Annotated in this window: 16 protein-coding genes; 7 read left to right on the top strand and 9 right to left on the bottom strand. The window is 66.8% G+C overall.

Translation table 11 applies throughout. The features are described 5' to 3' along the window. Positions 1 to 567: 567 nt before the first annotated feature. The 4 genes from ABD231_RS18895 to ABD231_RS18880 all read right to left on the bottom strand — a co-directional run bounded on the left by ABD231_RS18895 (position 568) and on the right by ABD231_RS18880 (position 4888). On the bottom strand, positions 568 to 1524 hold the full coding sequence (locus tag ABD231_RS18895) for a penicillin-insensitive murein endopeptidase (protein ID WP_344153229.1): 957 nt from the start codon (positions 1522 to 1524) through the stop codon (positions 568 to 570). A gap of 83 nt (positions 1525 to 1607) precedes the next feature. After that, positions 1608 to 2225: an L-threonylcarbamoyladenylate synthase gene (locus ABD231_RS18890; RefSeq protein WP_344153226.1), complete on the bottom strand. Its 618-nt coding sequence runs from the start codon at positions 2223 to 2225 to the stop codon at positions 1608 to 1610. Between the two features lie 9 nt (positions 2226 to 2234). Further along, a complete protein-coding gene (locus ABD231_RS18885) occupies positions 2235 to 3422 on the bottom strand; it encodes a S41 family peptidase (RefSeq protein WP_344153223.1) in 1188 nt (395 codons plus the stop codon). Between the two features lie 53 nt (positions 3423 to 3475). Further along, positions 3476 to 4888 carry an aminotransferase-like domain-containing protein gene (locus ABD231_RS18880; protein WP_344153220.1) on the bottom strand — a complete coding sequence of 471 codons (1413 nt, stop codon included), beginning with the start codon at positions 4886 to 4888 and terminating at the stop codon, positions 3476 to 3478. Positions 4889 to 4953: 65 nt separating this feature from the next. On the opposite strand from ABD231_RS18880, the gene ABD231_RS18875 reads away from it, so the two are divergent. Continuing rightward, positions 4954 to 5997: a Gfo/Idh/MocA family protein gene (locus tag ABD231_RS18875; RefSeq protein WP_344153217.1), complete on the top strand. Its 1044-nt coding sequence runs from the start codon at positions 4954 to 4956 to the stop codon at positions 5995 to 5997. Further along, positions 5994 to 6320, top strand: coding sequence for a cupin domain-containing protein (locus tag ABD231_RS18870; protein ID WP_344153214.1), 327 nt, complete (start codon positions 5994 to 5996; stop codon positions 6318 to 6320). The genes ABD231_RS18875 and ABD231_RS18870 overlap by 4 nt, the downstream gene beginning before the upstream one ends. A 1-nt stretch (position 6321) precedes the next feature. On the opposite strand, the gene ABD231_RS18865 is transcribed toward ABD231_RS18870, so the two are convergent. After that, positions 6322 to 6753: a class F sortase gene (locus tag ABD231_RS18865; RefSeq protein ID WP_344153211.1), complete on the bottom strand. Its 432-nt coding sequence runs from the start codon at positions 6751 to 6753 to the stop codon at positions 6322 to 6324. A gap of 209 nt (positions 6754 to 6962) precedes the next feature. Further along, complete coding sequence (locus ABD231_RS18860) at positions 6963 to 7724, bottom strand: DUF4397 domain-containing protein (RefSeq protein WP_344153209.1); 762 nt, start codon at positions 7722 to 7724, stop codon at positions 6963 to 6965. 240 nt (positions 7725 to 7964) lie between these two features. Here ABD231_RS18860 and ABD231_RS18855 point away from each other — a divergent pair, with 240 nt between their 5' ends. The 3 genes from ABD231_RS18855 to ABD231_RS18845 all read left to right on the top strand — a co-directional run bounded on the left by ABD231_RS18855 (position 7965) and on the right by ABD231_RS18845 (position 11045). Next, positions 7965 to 8630: a hypothetical protein gene (locus tag ABD231_RS18855; RefSeq protein ID WP_344153206.1), complete on the top strand. Its 666-nt coding sequence runs from the start codon at positions 7965 to 7967 to the stop codon at positions 8628 to 8630. A gap of 36 nt (positions 8631 to 8666) precedes the next feature. After that, entirely contained in the window at positions 8667 to 10133 is a 1467-nt protein-coding gene (locus tag ABD231_RS18850) for an MFS transporter (protein ID WP_344153203.1), read from the top strand. A gap of 78 nt (positions 10134 to 10211) precedes the next feature. Next, on the top strand, positions 10212 to 11045 hold the full coding sequence (locus tag ABD231_RS18845; protein ID WP_344153200.1) for a CPBP family glutamic-type intramembrane protease: 834 nt from the start codon (positions 10212 to 10214) through the stop codon (positions 11043 to 11045). Here the strand turns inward: ABD231_RS18845 and ABD231_RS18840 are convergent. The 3 genes from ABD231_RS18840 to ABD231_RS18830 form a co-directional block, all read right to left on the bottom strand. Then, the gene (locus tag ABD231_RS18840; protein ID WP_344153197.1) at positions 10976 to 11785 is read right to left on the bottom strand and encodes a M23 family metallopeptidase; all 810 of its coding nucleotides are present in this window, start codon (positions 11783 to 11785) and stop codon (positions 10976 to 10978) included. The genes ABD231_RS18845 and ABD231_RS18840 overlap by 70 nt on opposite strands. Before the next feature lie 84 nt (positions 11786 to 11869). After that, a complete protein-coding gene (locus ABD231_RS18835; RefSeq protein WP_344153194.1) occupies positions 11870 to 12595 on the bottom strand; it encodes a DNA alkylation repair protein in 726 nt (241 codons plus the stop codon). Then, positions 12592 to 13335, bottom strand: a complete 744-nt coding sequence (locus tag ABD231_RS18830; RefSeq protein ID WP_344153191.1) for an SDR family oxidoreductase — start codon at positions 13333 to 13335, stop codon at positions 12592 to 12594. The genes ABD231_RS18835 and ABD231_RS18830 overlap by 4 nt, the downstream gene beginning before the upstream one ends. Positions 13336 to 13578: 243 nt before the next feature. On the opposite strand from ABD231_RS18830, the gene ABD231_RS18825 reads away from it, so the two are divergent. Both ABD231_RS18825 and ABD231_RS18820 read left to right on the top strand, forming a co-directional pair. Continuing rightward, positions 13579 to 13929: an STAS domain-containing protein gene (locus ABD231_RS18825; protein ID WP_344153188.1), complete on the top strand. Its 351-nt coding sequence runs from the start codon at positions 13579 to 13581 to the stop codon at positions 13927 to 13929. 102 nt (positions 13930 to 14031) lie between these two features. Beyond that, positions 14032 to 14760, top strand: coding sequence for a polyprenol monophosphomannose synthase (locus ABD231_RS18820; RefSeq protein ID WP_344153185.1), 729 nt, complete (start codon positions 14032 to 14034; stop codon positions 14758 to 14760). Positions 14761 to 14791 lie beyond the last annotated feature (31 nt).

Genomic DNA, 14791 nt, shown 5'->3' with positions numbered 1-14791 from the left:
TCCGTCACACCCCCTTTCTACCTCGCCGCCTGCACAACAACAGGAGGTACTCGTATACGTAGACCTCCACGCCCGCAGGCAGCCACCCGCGCGACCGCCGTCGCATACCTATACGTCCTGTTCTTGGAGCGACGGCTCAGCAGGTACAGAGAGAGTTGGGGTGGACCTGCCCCACTCACCAACCCGCTCCCCAGCCGATCCAGGCAGCCGCGCCAAGCGTGAACCCAGCAGCCCACCCAGAGTTCGACGGTCCGCCCCCTCCCCGGCTCACCCATTCGGCAGGGTGGCTTCGCTCGACGCGCCACCAACAGCATCCCCTCGCTGACTGTGGGGAGAAAGCCGCCGGTAAACGATGGACAACGACACGGAGATCACACTCGACCTCCCACTCCCCACACTCGCCGATCACCTCCGGATATCTGCCAAGCAACCCCTCCTGGAGGAAGTTGCGCTTCCTGCAATGTGTCGGCAAGGACATGTAGTAGCCATCTACGTAGCCGGCGGCGCCCGCCGAAGTCAGCCGCGCGAACGGCATCGCGTGCCACCACTACGTGTCCCTAGCGACAGTCAGCAGGTGTACAGGGAGTTGGGGTGGACCTTTTCGCAGAAGCGGACGTGGAGGTGGTTGTCGTGGGCCGGCCACTCGGTGGTGAGGCCTTCGTTGATCAGGGTGGGGTCGTTGAAGAAGATGATGCGGACGTGGCCGGGGGCGGCGGCGCGGATTGCCTGCACCAACTGGCGGGTGGCGGCGCGGTCATAGGTGGTGGATTGCCAGGTGATGCGGCCCGCGGTGCATTGGCCGTTGTCGGTGCGGATCGGCCAGATGTCGATGTCCAGGCCGACCTCGTGGCTGCCGTGGCCGGGGATGTCACCACCGTGCTCGTAGCCGGCGTCGCCGTACGGGACCTTGCCTTGGCCGGTGGATGCGAAGGAGCGGGCGGCCTGTTCGAGCTGCGCTACTGCGGCCGAGGTGGCCCAGTTGGCCGCCGTACCGTTGCCGTCGGGGTCCTGGTCGCAGAGGTTTGCGGTGAAGTCCGGGTAGTCGTAGTGCCAGGCGAGGTTGCGCCAGGTGATCGGGCCGACGATTCCGTCCGAGCCGATCCCGGCGTGGGTCTGGAAGGCGGCGACTGCGTCGCGGACCGCCGTACTGAAGACGCCGTCGACCGGGAGGCTGAGGCGGCGCTTGGCGTTCAGCTCGACCTGGAGTGCCTTGACGGCCGCGTTGTTGTCGCCGGAGCGGATGGTCGGGGCGAGCGCGGCCCAGGTCTGCGGACCGACGATTCCGTCGGCGCCAAGGCCCTTGGCGGTCTGGAAGGCTTTGGCCGCGTCGACTGTGGATGCGCCGAAGACGCCGTCGGCCGGGGCGCTGTGGCCGTTGTGCTGCAGCAGGTACTGGATCGCCAGTACGTCGGCGCCGCGGTTGCCGCTGCTCTGAGTCGGGAAGAAGGCGTTCGCATACGCGCTGGCGGTGGTCGGAACGAGGGCGAGAGCCAGGGCGAGGAGTACGACCAGGAGACGTCGCATGGGAGATCCTCCGGGGGCGGTCGAAGAAACTAAATTACGGTCCTTCGCCACAATCCGGCATCAATTACCTGGAGCGCAAGCCCTCACTCGAAAGGTGCCGGGTCCCCGGCTCCCACCCGGACCACCTCGGCGACGTCGTCGGAGAAGTCGATCACGGTGGTCGGCTCGACTCCGGTCTCGCCGTCGATGACGCCGTCGACCTGGTTGTCGAGCTCTTCCTTGATCTCCCAGCCCTGGGTCATCGGCTCCTCGTGGCCGGGCAGCAGCAGCGTGCTCGACAGCATCGGCTCGCCGAGCTCCTCGAGGAGCGCCTGGGTGACCACGTGGTCGGGGATCCGAACGCCGACCGTCTTCTTCTTCGGGTGCAGCAGCCGCTTCGGAACTTCCTTGGTGGCCGGCAGGATGAACGTGTAGCTGCCCGGCGTGGCCGCCTTGATCGAGCGGAAGACGGCGTTGCTGATGTGCACGAACTGCCCGAGCTGGGCGAAGTCCTGGCACATCAGCGTGAAGTGGTGCTTGTCATCTAGTTGCCGGATCGATCTGATCCGGTCGATCCCGTCCTTGTTCCCCAGCGCGCAGCCGAGGGCGAAACACGAGTCGGTCGGGTAGGCGATCAGCCCGCCGCCGCGGACCAGGTCCATGACCTGGCCGACCGCTCGCTTCTGGGGATTGTCCGGATGCACATCGAAATACCTGGCCACCCACCGAGCCTACCGCCGCAGCTCCCGCAGAGCCGCCTCGAAGGTGCTGGAGTCGAATGCAGGCGTCGCGCGGTGCGGCGGCAGACCGACGCCTTCGTAGTTCCGGCCGCTCGCGCTGACATACCGCTCAGCCGGTACGGCGATCAGCCAGCCGTTCGGCAGTGTCCGGATCATCGTGTCCGAGAACGCTCCCTGCGTGCTCTCGCCGTACCGGATCGGGCGCGGACTGCGGCCGTCCAGCGCGAGTGTGGTCGACTCAGCCGCGCTGACGGTCGCACCGGAGGTCAGTACGGCGATCGGTCCGCGGTACGACGGCCTGCGGCTCGGGTGGACGCGAATCGACTGCGGTGCGGTGACCAGCGTGCTCTTCCGATAGGCGACGTACGGCTTGTTCGTGAGCCGCGACGCCAACCGCAGGCCGAACGGATCCGAACCGCCCGGGTTCACGCGCAGGTCGATCATCAGTCCTAGCAGGGGTTTGCGGAAGATCGTGTCGAGGGCGTCGTCCAGATCCTCGTCGAAGCTGGTGATGCGGAGATAGCCGATCCGGCCGGGCAGGTCGGCGTATTGGATGCTTCCGTACGACGTCAGTTTCGCGCCGCGGAGGTCTTTGTGGATCAGGGCCTGGGCTCGGGCTTCGAGTTCGTCGGAGGGGAGTTCGGTGCCGGGGCGGACTCCGCTGTAGGCGTGCTCGGGTGAGCGCAGGCCGACGTGGGCGTCGCCGAGTGGTTCGAGCATGCCGGCCATCAGCTCGAAGAGCCGGTCGTCCGAGATGCCGGCATGGATCTGCGGGCGGACGCGGGCTCGTTCGGCGCGCCAGTCCACGCCCTTGAGGCGAAAGGCCGGGTAGTTCTCGGCGTACGAGGCCCAGAAGACGTCGAAGACACTCAGTGGATCGCTGGGCGTCTCAACCGCACACCGCGCCGGCAACGCAGGTAGAGGACGGAGTCGGATCGTTCCCACGCTGCCGTCGACCTGGAGGCGGTGCGGGCTGATCCGGTAGCGGGAGTCTTCGGATTCGAAGACTCCAGGCCGGACTTCGGTGGCAATGTCGGAGGGTGCGCAGCTGACCTTGGTGAGGTCGTAGAACTGCGCGGTACCGTTGCTGATGGCAACGGCAACGTTGTAGCCGTCGGTCTGGTAGACGCCGTCGAGGCTGAGCAGGGCGGCAACGGCCGCCACGGTTGCAGTGATCATGACTGGAATGCTCGGCGCGCTCCCTCATCGGTGGGAACGGATCGCCGCCAGGATCAGGGGTTCACTCGGGCCGCATCAGTGGGGTACCCGACGACTTCCGTCGCTACCCGACTCAACCTTTCGATACCCGCGCGCAGCGTTTCCACGGGCAACGTGAACGGGATCCGCGTGTGGTCGTCCGACGAACCGAACACCGCGCCGGGCAGCAGCGCGACGCCGTACCGTTGAGCCAGCTGGCTCCATTGCGTGGCGGTCCCGTGCGGCAGGCGGACCCAGAGCGACGCCCCGGCCGCGGGCTCCTGCCAGGTGCAGTCGGGGAGGTGCTGCTGCAGAAGACCAGTCAGCGTGCGCAACTGCACCGGCAGCGTCGTACGGCGTTCGGCCACGGCGTCCTCGTAGTGATCGAAGAGCCGCCGGGCCACCTCTTGAGCGACCAGCGAGCTGCCGAGATCGCTGATCCCGCGCACCTGGGCGAGTCGCGCGACTGTTTGCGGCGCACCGCGGATCCAGCCGAGGCGCAGACCGCCCCAGAACACCTTGCTGAGCGAGCCGATCGTCAGCAGCCGCTCGTGTGTGCCCAAAGTCGAGGGGGTTGGCGCGAACGCCGTACCGGCGAGTGAAGTGTCGTCGACCAAGATGAAGTCGTACCGATCGAGTAGCCGGGTGAGGCGGCGACGGCGATCGGCTGTCATCACCACACCGGTCGGGTTGTGACCGGACGCCTGCACGTAGACGAGTCGCGGCGCCTCCGTCACCAGCAGCTTTTCCAGCGCATCGACATCGAGACCGGCGCTGTCCAGAGCGACCGTGCACAGTCTGCTGCCGGTCCGCGCGAAGGCATCCAACGCTCCCCGGTACGTCGGGTCCTCGACGATCACGCGGTCACCCGGCTGCAGGCAACCACGCCCGACCAATTCCAGCGCCTGCTGGGCTCCCGCCGTGATGAGGATGTCGTCCGATCCGCCGTACCAGCTCGCAATCCGTTCGCGCAGCGACGGCAGGCCCTTGAGGTGGTAGCCGTGATGCGTGGTCGTCAGCTGCAGGTAGTCGTCCCGCGTCAGGCTCGCGGCCACGTCGGCGACGATCCCCAGGCTCGGCAGCGCGGCCGTCATGAAGTCGATGGTCGCGGGCGGCCCGTCGAGGAACTGGCTCGCCGCGTGATCACCCGCCAACTCCCGGCTCGACACGGTATGCCGGGCGTGCGTCCGGACCCTGGTCCCGCTGCCGCGCCGCCGCTCGACGAGACCGCCGGCCTGCAACTCCTGGTACGCCGCGACGACCGTCGTACGGCTCATCGTGAGTGCCACGGCGAGCGCTCGTTCGGGCGGCAGGACCGCGCCGGGCGGCAGTTCGCCGCGATCGATCAGCTCCGCCAGACCCTCGCTCAACCGCCGGTAGAGCGGACCTGTCGGCGTACCGGTCCCTACCAGCATGCGGGTCAGCTGATCGGTGGTGATCCTGTCCATTCGAGGTCCAATTCCGGCGAGGTGGCTCTGGAGATCATCGCACCGGGCGGGTCAGGGTTGACCCCATGAGCGTCACCTATCAGTTCGAGTACGCCGAGCGGCTGCGCTGCGCGTTCATCGGCGCCGGCGGGCATTCGTACCGCAACGTCTACCCGGCCTTCCAGTACGCGCCGGTCGAGCTCGTCGCGATCTGCGACGTCGACCTCGACCGCGCCCAGACATACGCACGCGGCTTCGGCGCACCGACGGCGTACGCCGATCACCACGCGATGCTGGCGGCCGAACGACCCGACGCGGTCTTCATCGTCACGTCGTACACGGACAGCGGCGACGTACAGGCGACGGCCTTGGCCGAGGACTGTCTGCGCGCGGGAGCGCATGTGTGGATGGAGAAACCGACAGCGGCCGGTATGACGCAGTTGGATCGCCTGCAGGCGGTCGCCGACGAGACTGGGCTGATCGTGATGACCGGGCTGAAGAAGATCTTCACTCCGGCGATCGAGAAGGTGGCGGCGATCCTGCGTGATCCTGCGTTCGGACCGGCCAGTTCGATCGCGGTGCGTTATCCGCAGGCGCTGCCGGCGCCGGCCGATCGGTCCGACGACGTCGCGATGATCGGGTTCCTCGACCACATCTTCCATCCGGCCGCGATCCTCACCTATCTGATGGGGCCGGTACGGCGGCTCAGTTACGAATGGGAGCCGCGAACCGGGGCCTCGGTGTCCAGCCTGCTGTTCGAATCCGGAGCGATCGGGTCGCTGCATCTCGCGGCCGGTTCGGCACCCGGTGCACCGCTGGAGCGGGTCGAGGTGATCGGCGACGGCGCCCACGTCGTGGTGGACAACGGCGTCCGGCTCACCTATTACCGGCGCGGCGTCGAGTTGCCGTACGGGCGATCGGCGTCGTTCATCGCCAATGACGAGGTCGCCCCGTTGCACTGGGAGCCGGAGTTCTCGCTTGGACAGCTCTACAACAAGAACCTGTTCTACCTCGGCTATGTCCCCGAAGTCGTGCACTTCTGCGAGAGCGTACTGGCCGGAAAACCAGTGCAGAAAGGGACATTGGCCGATGTCCGGATGATTCTCGACCTGTACGAGAGGTACCGATGATGATCGAGGAACAGCCGTGGGGACGGCTGGAGTGGATGGTGTCCGGCGCCTTGGGCAACTCCACGACGATGACGGTCGGGCGCTGCTACATCCGGCCTGGTGAGCAGAACCCTCGGCACCATCACCCGAACTGCGACGAGGTTCTGCATGTCCTGCAAGGGACGATCGAGCACAGCGTGGACGACTCCCTTGTCCGGATGGGGCCTGGTGACACGATCAGCATCCCGTCCGGCCGCGTCCACAACGCGCGCAATCTCGGTGACGACGAAGCGATCTTCGTGATCGCGTTCTCGAGTCCGGATCGGCAGGTCGTTGGCGAATGACCTACTTCGCCAGGCCGACTGCGGTCGCGGTGACGACCAGATTGTCTTCGTAGCCGCCGTTGTCGGCGTCGTACGCGCCGGTGCAGGTGATCAGGACGAGCCGATGATCACCGGTCTGATCGAAGGCACCACTGCGGGTCGCCAACGCGTCCTTCGGGACCGAGACCTTCGAAACAACCCGGTACGTCGCGCTTCGGCCGGCACCACGCAGTACGACGTACTCGCCGGGCTCGGCTTGTCGTAGGCGTGCGAAGAATCCGCGCCCCTCGGTCTTGGTGTCGACGTGACCGGCGAGGACGATCGAGCCGAACGGGTCACCGGCCTGGGCACCGCCGTCCCACCAACCGACGCGTTGCGCGCCGGACGGCACCTGCAACTGGTCCTTGACCGTGCCGGCCGGGACGACGGGTGCGCGGGCACCGCCGGGCAGCACCACCTCGGTCGGTACGAATCGGATGCGCTGGCTGGGTGCCAGCGTACCGACGCGGCCTGGTGGGACTTTACCCGTGGGCGTGATCTCGAGAGGGGTGGACGACGGAGCTCCGCCGCCCACCCCGGCGCTCGGCACAGCTCCGTCCGACTGCGCGGCGCACCCCTCCAGGCCCACGCAGCAGCACATCAGCAGCCCGAGCAGCAACCTCCTCAGCGGCGTTTGACCCTTCTGACAGTGATCGCTGTGGCCAGCAGAAGCAGCAGGGCGACACCGGCCAGCGTTGCGGTCTGGTCGGGCCCCTCTCCGGTGTTGACCACCTTGGGCTTCGGGGATCCGGTCGGGCGAAGTTTGATCTCACCGACCGCGACCGTCATCGTCTTCTGGCTCGGTGCGCCGACCGCGAAAACCCGGGTCAGATATCCGGCCTTCAGCGGCAAAGCCAACGGACCGAGAACAACAGGTGACTTTGCACCGGCAGGCACGATCTCGACACGGTAAGTGGCCGCCGGAACGACCACGTCGAGTGATTCTCCGTTCGCAACATTCGCGAACAGGACCTGCCCGTTCACCCGGATGTCGGCCGGGCCGACCGCGGCGGTGTGCGCGACCCGGACCGCGGCCTTATCGGCCGGGACCGCATTCAGCTTGTTGTTGTACGACGTGATCACCGGCGCACCGCCCGGGGAGGCCGGCTGGTGGATCACCACGTCCAGGCTTCCGCCGGAAGCGACCGTCACTTTGCGTTCGATGACGACCTTTCCGCCTTGTTTCGCAGTGATTGTGCGCTGCCCGGCGGAGACGCCGAGCGGGCCGATCAGTTTGGCGGCCGCCACCTTGGTGGCCACCTCACGACCGTCGATGCTGATGTCGAGACTCCGCCCGGGCAGCCCCTGGACGATGTAGACATTGCCTCCGGCAGCCCCCTGCGCCGGCACCGCCAGGACGGCCGGAGCCGCCACGATCGCCAGCACCAGAATTACCGGACCTGGTATTCTCGAAAATACCGCCCGGAGATGTTCGGATACGCTACGTTTCCACATTTCGCCCCCTGGATGTTCGCGTTCACAGTGTCCCCACACATTTGCCGATATCGGCGAATTGCGGCGTATCGTAAGCGCAAACCGATTCGGCCCGCCAGAGGCAGCGCGCCCAACCGGATTCGGTTCCTTGGGGGGCGATGCGTGATGCCACATCGCAAACGATCGTTGGTTTTGGCTGCGCTGATCCTGGTGCTCGGCGGCTGTTCCGGAGAGCCCGAACCGGTCCCGCCCAGTCCAGAGGTCGGCGATACCGAGGCCATTCCACCGCCGGGTCAGTCGGAAACGCCCGAGACGCCGGGTCCCGGCGTCACCGCGCCGGGGATCCGGCTGACCGCCGTACCGCGGACTGACGGGTCGTTCGACATGGTCGAAGACGTGATGCTGTTTGCGCCGGTCGACGTGCTGCAGTTGCAGGTTCCTACCTCTGGGGAGCAGTTGCCGGGGTTGATGACGAAGACCGCGCCGCGCGCGTCGGACCTGCAGTTGCTGGCCGATGACCACGAGATCCCGCTCGAGGCCACCACGGTGGAGACCACTCGGGATCTGCCGCTGCCGTCGGCCGCCACGAAGATTCGGTTGACGTATCGGCTGACTGGTACGACGGTTCGCCGTACGCCGCAGCGACCTGAGCGGGCCGCGGCCGCGTTGCGTCCGCTGATCATGCCCGCCGAGAGCACCTTGCCGACAACGGTTTCGGTGTCCGCTGGGCTGTTGAACGCGGTCTGCCCGTTGCTTCCGGAGACCCGCTGCGCGGTCGGCGATCCGCCTGCGCTGACGATCCGGCCGGACATTCCCGTCGCCGAAGCTCTGGTGGTGATCCAACTGGACCTGCCCTGATGTCGTTTTGTCGGCGGGGCCGCTTACTGTGAGTTCATGGCGGAGGAACGGATCGCATTGGGGACCGCGCGAGCGCGGTGGGTGCTGGCGGCGACGGCACTCGGGTCGGGGATGGCGTTCCTCGACGGCACGGTGGTCAATGTCGCGTTGCCCGCGATGGGCAAGGACCTCGGCGCGGACATGGCCGGTCTGCAGTGGATCGTCAACGGCTACATGCTGATGCTGGCGTCGCTGATCCTGCTCAGCGGCTCACTCGGCGACCGGCTCGGACGACGGCGGATGTACGTGATCGGCGTGGCCTGGTTCGCGGTGGCGTCGGTGATCTGCACGATCGCACCAAACCTCGAGGTCATGATCGCCGGGCGCGTTCTGCAGGGCATCGGTGGTGCGCTGCTGACTCCGGGCAGTCTCGCGATCTTGCAGACGACTTTTGCGCCAGGTGATCGCGGCAAGGCGGTCGGGACGTGGTCGGGGCTCACCTCGGTCGCGGCGGCCGTTGGGCCGTTCGTCGGCGGGACCTTGGTGGACAGCGGTTCCTGGCGGCTGATCTTCCTGATCAACGCACCGATCGCGCTGGTCACCATCCTCGTCACGATGCGGCATGTGCCGGAGACCCGCGACGAAACGATGGCCGGCAAACTCGACCTCGGTGGCGCAGGCCTGGCCACGATCGGCTTGGCCGGCTTCACCTTCGGGTTGATTCGCGCAGGTGAGAGCGGCTTCGGCAACGCGTCGGTGATCGCCAGTCTGGCCGTAGGCCTGATCGCCTTCGGTATCTTCGTCGAGGTCGAGCGGCGCAGTTCGCACCCGATGCTGCCACCTGGGATCTTCGCCAACAGACGCTTCACCGGGGCGAACCTGGTGACCGTAGTTGTCTACGGCGCCCTCGGTACGGCGACATTCCTGGTGGTCGTCTACTTCCAGACAGCTCTTGGGTACGCCGCAGTGTGGGCCGGGGCGGCGTTGCTCCCGATGACCGCGTTGATGTTCACCCTGTCGGGCTATGCGGGTGGATTGGCGGAGAAGATCGGGGCCCGAATACCGATGACGGTGGGGCCGTTGCTGATGGCGGGTGGATTCCTGCTGATGCTGCGGATCTCGCCTGGCTCGCAGTACGTGACCGCGGTCCTGCCGGCGGTCGTCGTACTGGGTCTTGGACTGGTTGCGACGGTCGCGCCGTTGACCGCGACCGTGTTGTCATCGGTCGAGGATCATCACGCCGGGATTGCGTCGGGGGTGAACAACGCGATTGCCCGGTCGGCGCAATTGATGGCGGTTGCCGCGATTCCGATGGCGGCGGGGATCACCGGGGAGTCGTATCGGGATCCTGTTGCCTTTAGCAATAGCTTTCACCGGGCGTTGATCATCTCCGCGGTACTCGCCGTGGCCGGGGCGGTCATTGCGTGGACCACGCTCGGGGACGGGACCAAACGCCGTACGGTGCAGGTCCTGCATCACCGGCATTGCGCACTGGAGGCACCGCCGTACACGCACACCCACTGACCATATGTCGACAAAGCGTGATCTTTTTGACACGGTCGTGCGATATGGTCGGTGGCAAGCGACCTGGGGAGGTACGGGGTGAACGTGTGGTGGCGGGCGGCGTTCGGAGCCGCCGCGATGGGGTTTGCGCTGGGGTGCTCGATCACGGTGTCCGAGGCGGTGCACAACCGGTACGTGCCGGCGGTGGTGTGTGCGGTGGTCGCCGTACTGCTGATCCGGCCGTTCCGGCGGCGCCAGGAGCTGGGACTACGGAACGCGGCGCGCGGGCTTCTCAACGGGCTGGTGGTGACGGGCGGCAGCGCGGCCGTCGTCCTCGGCGCCGGAACGCTCGCCGGGTGGATCACCTGGGGCCGATTCGAACTGCATCGCGTGCTGTTGTTCTTGCTGACGAACACGATCATCGCGCTGCTGCTCGAGGCTCTGCCGGAGGAGCTCAGCCTGCGTGGTCACACCTGGAGTGCGCTGCGATCGCGGTACCGCGGACTGCTGGCTGCCGTCGGGACCACCGCGTTGTTCCTGCTCGTGCCGGGGATCTCATCGGCGGTCCAACTCATCCTCGGGACCATCTTCGAGCAGAACACCCAGGCGCTGAGCTTCGCGCCTCCAGGCGAGGACATCGCGTCGTACCTGTTCCTGCTGACGATCTTCGGATTCACGCTCATTGCCGCTCGCGTGGCCACCGGTTCACTGTGGGCCAGTGTCGCAACGCATCTGACCTTCCTCACGGTGAACCGGCTGACCATTGACGGCGCCAAGCGTGACTCCGGATGGTCGGCGAGCCTGGTCAGCCAGGACGTGCTGCTGCTCGTCCCGGCGTACCTGGTGCTCGCCGCCCTCGTCTACTACGTGCAGTTCTTGATATCGCGGCCGGAGTTGTCCTTGGCCTCGTCGTTGCCCCAGCGCGACAAGTAGTACGCCGAGACGTACTGGTTGGCCGGGCCGACGTCCAGGTCGGTCTTCAGCCACCACTTGTTGTAGCTGTCGCCGACGCGGACGACCGGGCCCTCGACCCGGCAGTAGACGTAGCTCGTGCCCTTCCTCAGGGTGCCGGTGCTGGGCTCGACACCCGGGCTCGCATACCCGGGGGCGTCGGCGAAGGTGTCGACCCAGAACTTGCTGTCCCCGGGACCGCTGCAGTTCGCGCTGGTCTCGAAGTGCTCGCCGTAGCTCCACGTGATCGGGACCAGGTGACCGTCGAACATGACCTGCTTGACGACGCCGTTCTGCTTCTCCTCGAAGTGCAGATGCGCCCCGGTCGTCGCGCTGCCCGTGTTGCCGACCAGCCCGATCGGCGCGCCCTGAGCCACCTCGTTGCCGACAGCAACATCACGGCGATCGAGGTGCAGGTAGCGGGTCTGCCAGCCGTCCGCATGGTCGATCACGATCATGTTCCCGGCGTCGGCCACGAAGGTCGAGACGCTGACCCGGCCGGCGGCGGCCGCGAGGACCGTCGTACCGCGGGTGTTCCCACCCGGGTCGACCATGTCGAGCTTCTCCTTGGGGTTGTGACCGCTGTGCGTGGCCGTCGTCCAGCGCAGACCGCACGGGATCGGCATCTGGAAGACCGGATCGGCGGCCATCGCCGTCGTCGGTACGGCGATCAGGCCGGCCGCGACCAGAATCGCCAGCAGGGCCAAACGGATGAGCTTCATGGGGCGGACCTCTCAGAACTCGGGTCCGCCCAGCGTAGATCCGCCGTACGGGGTGAAGCAGTCCTTTCGAGCCTGACCGAAGTGTTAGCGCTGCGCGCGGTAGCTCGCTCGTACGTCGGCTGGCAGTCGCTCGATGGCGTAGCGGAGCATGGTTCGGGGCATCGCCGGTGCGCGTTCGTCGAGGAAGACGCGGAGCTCCTCCTCGGACACCCGCTTGCCGGCCTCGCGCAGCATCCAGCCGGCCGCTTTGTGGATCAGGTCCTCGCGATCGTCGAAGACTTCGGGCGCGAGGTGGTAGATGTCCTCGCTCTCACCGCGTCTGATGAACCAGTGGGTCGCGACGAGGGCGATGCGGCGCTCCCAGAGCGACTCCGAGTGGACCAGATTCGTCAGGACGTCCCGTGGCTTGTCGAGCAGGTGACCGCCGACGATCTCGGAGGCGCTGCAGTCGACCAGATCCCAGTTGTTGATGTACGCCGTGCTGCGGAGGTAGAGGTTGTAGATCTCTGGTCGCTCGTTGCCTTTGTCCATGCTGGCTCGGTCGGCGAGCAGGCAGAGGATGGCCAGCCTGTGCTCGTGGATCGGGCTGGTCAGGGCTTGCTCGAGATCCGCCAGCGGGATCGCGGCTCGGGCATACGGCTTCAGCAGTCCGCGGATCGTCGAGAGCTTCACGCCGGCCATCTGATCGCCGTACCCATAGCCGCCCGGCTGGAGCTGGAAATAGCGCTCGAGGACCTCGGCGACCTGGGGATCCGCGGCCTCGTCGATCTCGGCGAGCAGCGTGGCGGCGGTGAGAGTTGCGGCGGTCATATCAGCATGCCGCCGCTGGCGCGGAGGTTCTGGCCGGTGAGCCAGCGGCTGTCCGGGCCGGCCAGGAAACCGACGATGTCGGCGATGTCGACCGGCTGACCGACCCGGGCCAGGGCGGTCACGCTGACCAGCATGTTCTGGACCTCGGGCGGATTGTTGTCGTAGAACATCTCGGTCGCGGTGGCTCCCGGCGAGACCGAGTTGACGGTGATGCCACGAGCGCCGTACTCGCGGGCGGCGATCTTCACGAACTGCTCCAGCCCGGCCTTGCTGGCGGCGTACAGGGCGACGGTCGGGACCGGCATCGCCGTGTTGAGCGTCGAGAGCGCGATGATCCGGCCGCCGTCGGGCAACACCTCACCCGCGCGCTGGATCGCGAAGAACGGACCACGCAGGTTGGTCGCGAACAACTCGTCGTACATGGGCTCGGTGACGTCCGCAATCGGCGAGATGGTCGCCAGTGCCGCGTTGCAGACGAAGATGTCCAGAGTGCCGGTCGGCTCAAGCGCTCGCTCGAACAACTCGGGCACCGCGGACACGTCGGCCTGGTCGGACTGCACCGCGATCGCCTGACCGCCGGCCGCCTTCACCTCGGCGACCACATCGGCGGCTTTGGCCTCGCTATTCAAATAGGTGAATGTGACGACCGCGCCGTCCGCCGCCAAACGCCGTACGATCGCGGCACCGATGCCTCGGGAACCGCCGGTGACGAGAGCTGCCTTGCCGTCGAGTACGCCCATGTTCTTTGTCTACCATCCGGCGGGGACAGTCCGCGTCCTCGTTACAGAGCTTGACTTTTCTGGTAGCGCTTACAACGGGGTGGTCACGCTCCGGGGTTAACCGTCGGGCAGGCGTTGTGACGTTAAGCCATCGGGGCATACGGTTGCCCCAGGGCAGTACAACCCGCCAGGACGGACCGGCGGCCAGGACTACCCGGGGGAGAGACCGGCGTGACAAGCCAGCCTGAGCCGCGGGACGGCGAAATGATCAGAACGACGTTCGACGCGGTCACCGAAGAGCTGGAGCCGGGCGTGCTGCTCGTGCGCCTGTCCGGCGAGATCGACATCGCCACCACCGACTTCGCTTCCGAATCGATCCGCGCCGCCGTCGCTCCACCGGCGAGGCTGGTGCTGATCGACGTCTCGGCTGTCACGTTCCTCAGCTCGGCCGGCCTCGGGAACCTGGTCGAAGCGCGCACGCTGGCCGGCCGGCACAACATCACGCTCGCCCTGGTCGGCGTCGGTCGCCCGGTCGATCGCCCGCTCGCCGTCACCGGTCTGGGTGGCCAATTCCGCATCTTCGCGTCGGCTGCCGAGGCGCTCGCGGAGCTCTGACTTCCGGGGGTTGCCGGTGGCAACACCGGCCTTCGGCGTACCGCGTTCATGGTCTCGACCGTTAGGTGCGGTAGCGTCCGGTATCCCCGAAGAAGGAATGGCATGGGTGACTTAGCCAAGATCGTGATCGTCGTACCGACCTACAACGAGCGGGAGAACCTGCCTGTTCTGGCCGGGCTGCTGTCCGACCTGAACCTGCCCGGGCTCGAACTGCTGGTTGTCGACGACAACTCCCCCGACGGTACCGGTGACGTCGCCGACGAACTGGCGAAGGAGTCGCCGGACAAGGTCGGCGTACTGCACCGCACCACCAAGGACGGCCTCGGCCGCGCGTACATCGCCGGGATCACCCGCGCGCTGAACGAAGGCGCCGACATCGTCATCCAGATGGACGCGGACCTCTCGCACCCCGCCTCGGTCATCCCGCTGATGGTGGAGACCCTGCGGACCACCGACGCCGGCCTCGTGATCGGCTCCCGGTACGTCGAGGGCGGCTCCGCGGCCGCGGAGTGGGGCTGGCACCGCCGGGCCCTGTCGGCCTGGGCCAACTTCTACGTGAACGCCCTGCTGCGGCTGCACGTGAAGGACGCCACCGCCGGTTTCAAGGCCTGGAAGGCCGACACGCTGCGCTGGATCGACGTCGGCTCGATCGAGAGCAACGGGTACTCGTTCCAGGTCGAGATGAACTACCGCACGGTGAAGCGCGGCCTGCGGATCGCGGAGGTGCCGATCCACTTCGAGGAGCGCACCGAGGGTGTCTCGAAGATGAGCCTGCGGGTGCAACTCGAGTCGGCGCTGATGCCCTGGAAGCTGCTCTTCAGCCGCTCATAGGCTGCTTGGTTACCGCCGTACGACGTTCGCG

Origin of the sequence: Kribbella yunnanensis (genome assembly GCF_039529655.1) — a bacterium.
GTDB lineage: Bacteria > Actinomycetota > Actinomycetes > Propionibacteriales > Kribbellaceae > Kribbella > Kribbella yunnanensis.
Note: the sequence above shows the minus strand (reverse complement) of the source record. Positions and strands in the feature narration are given on the sequence as shown.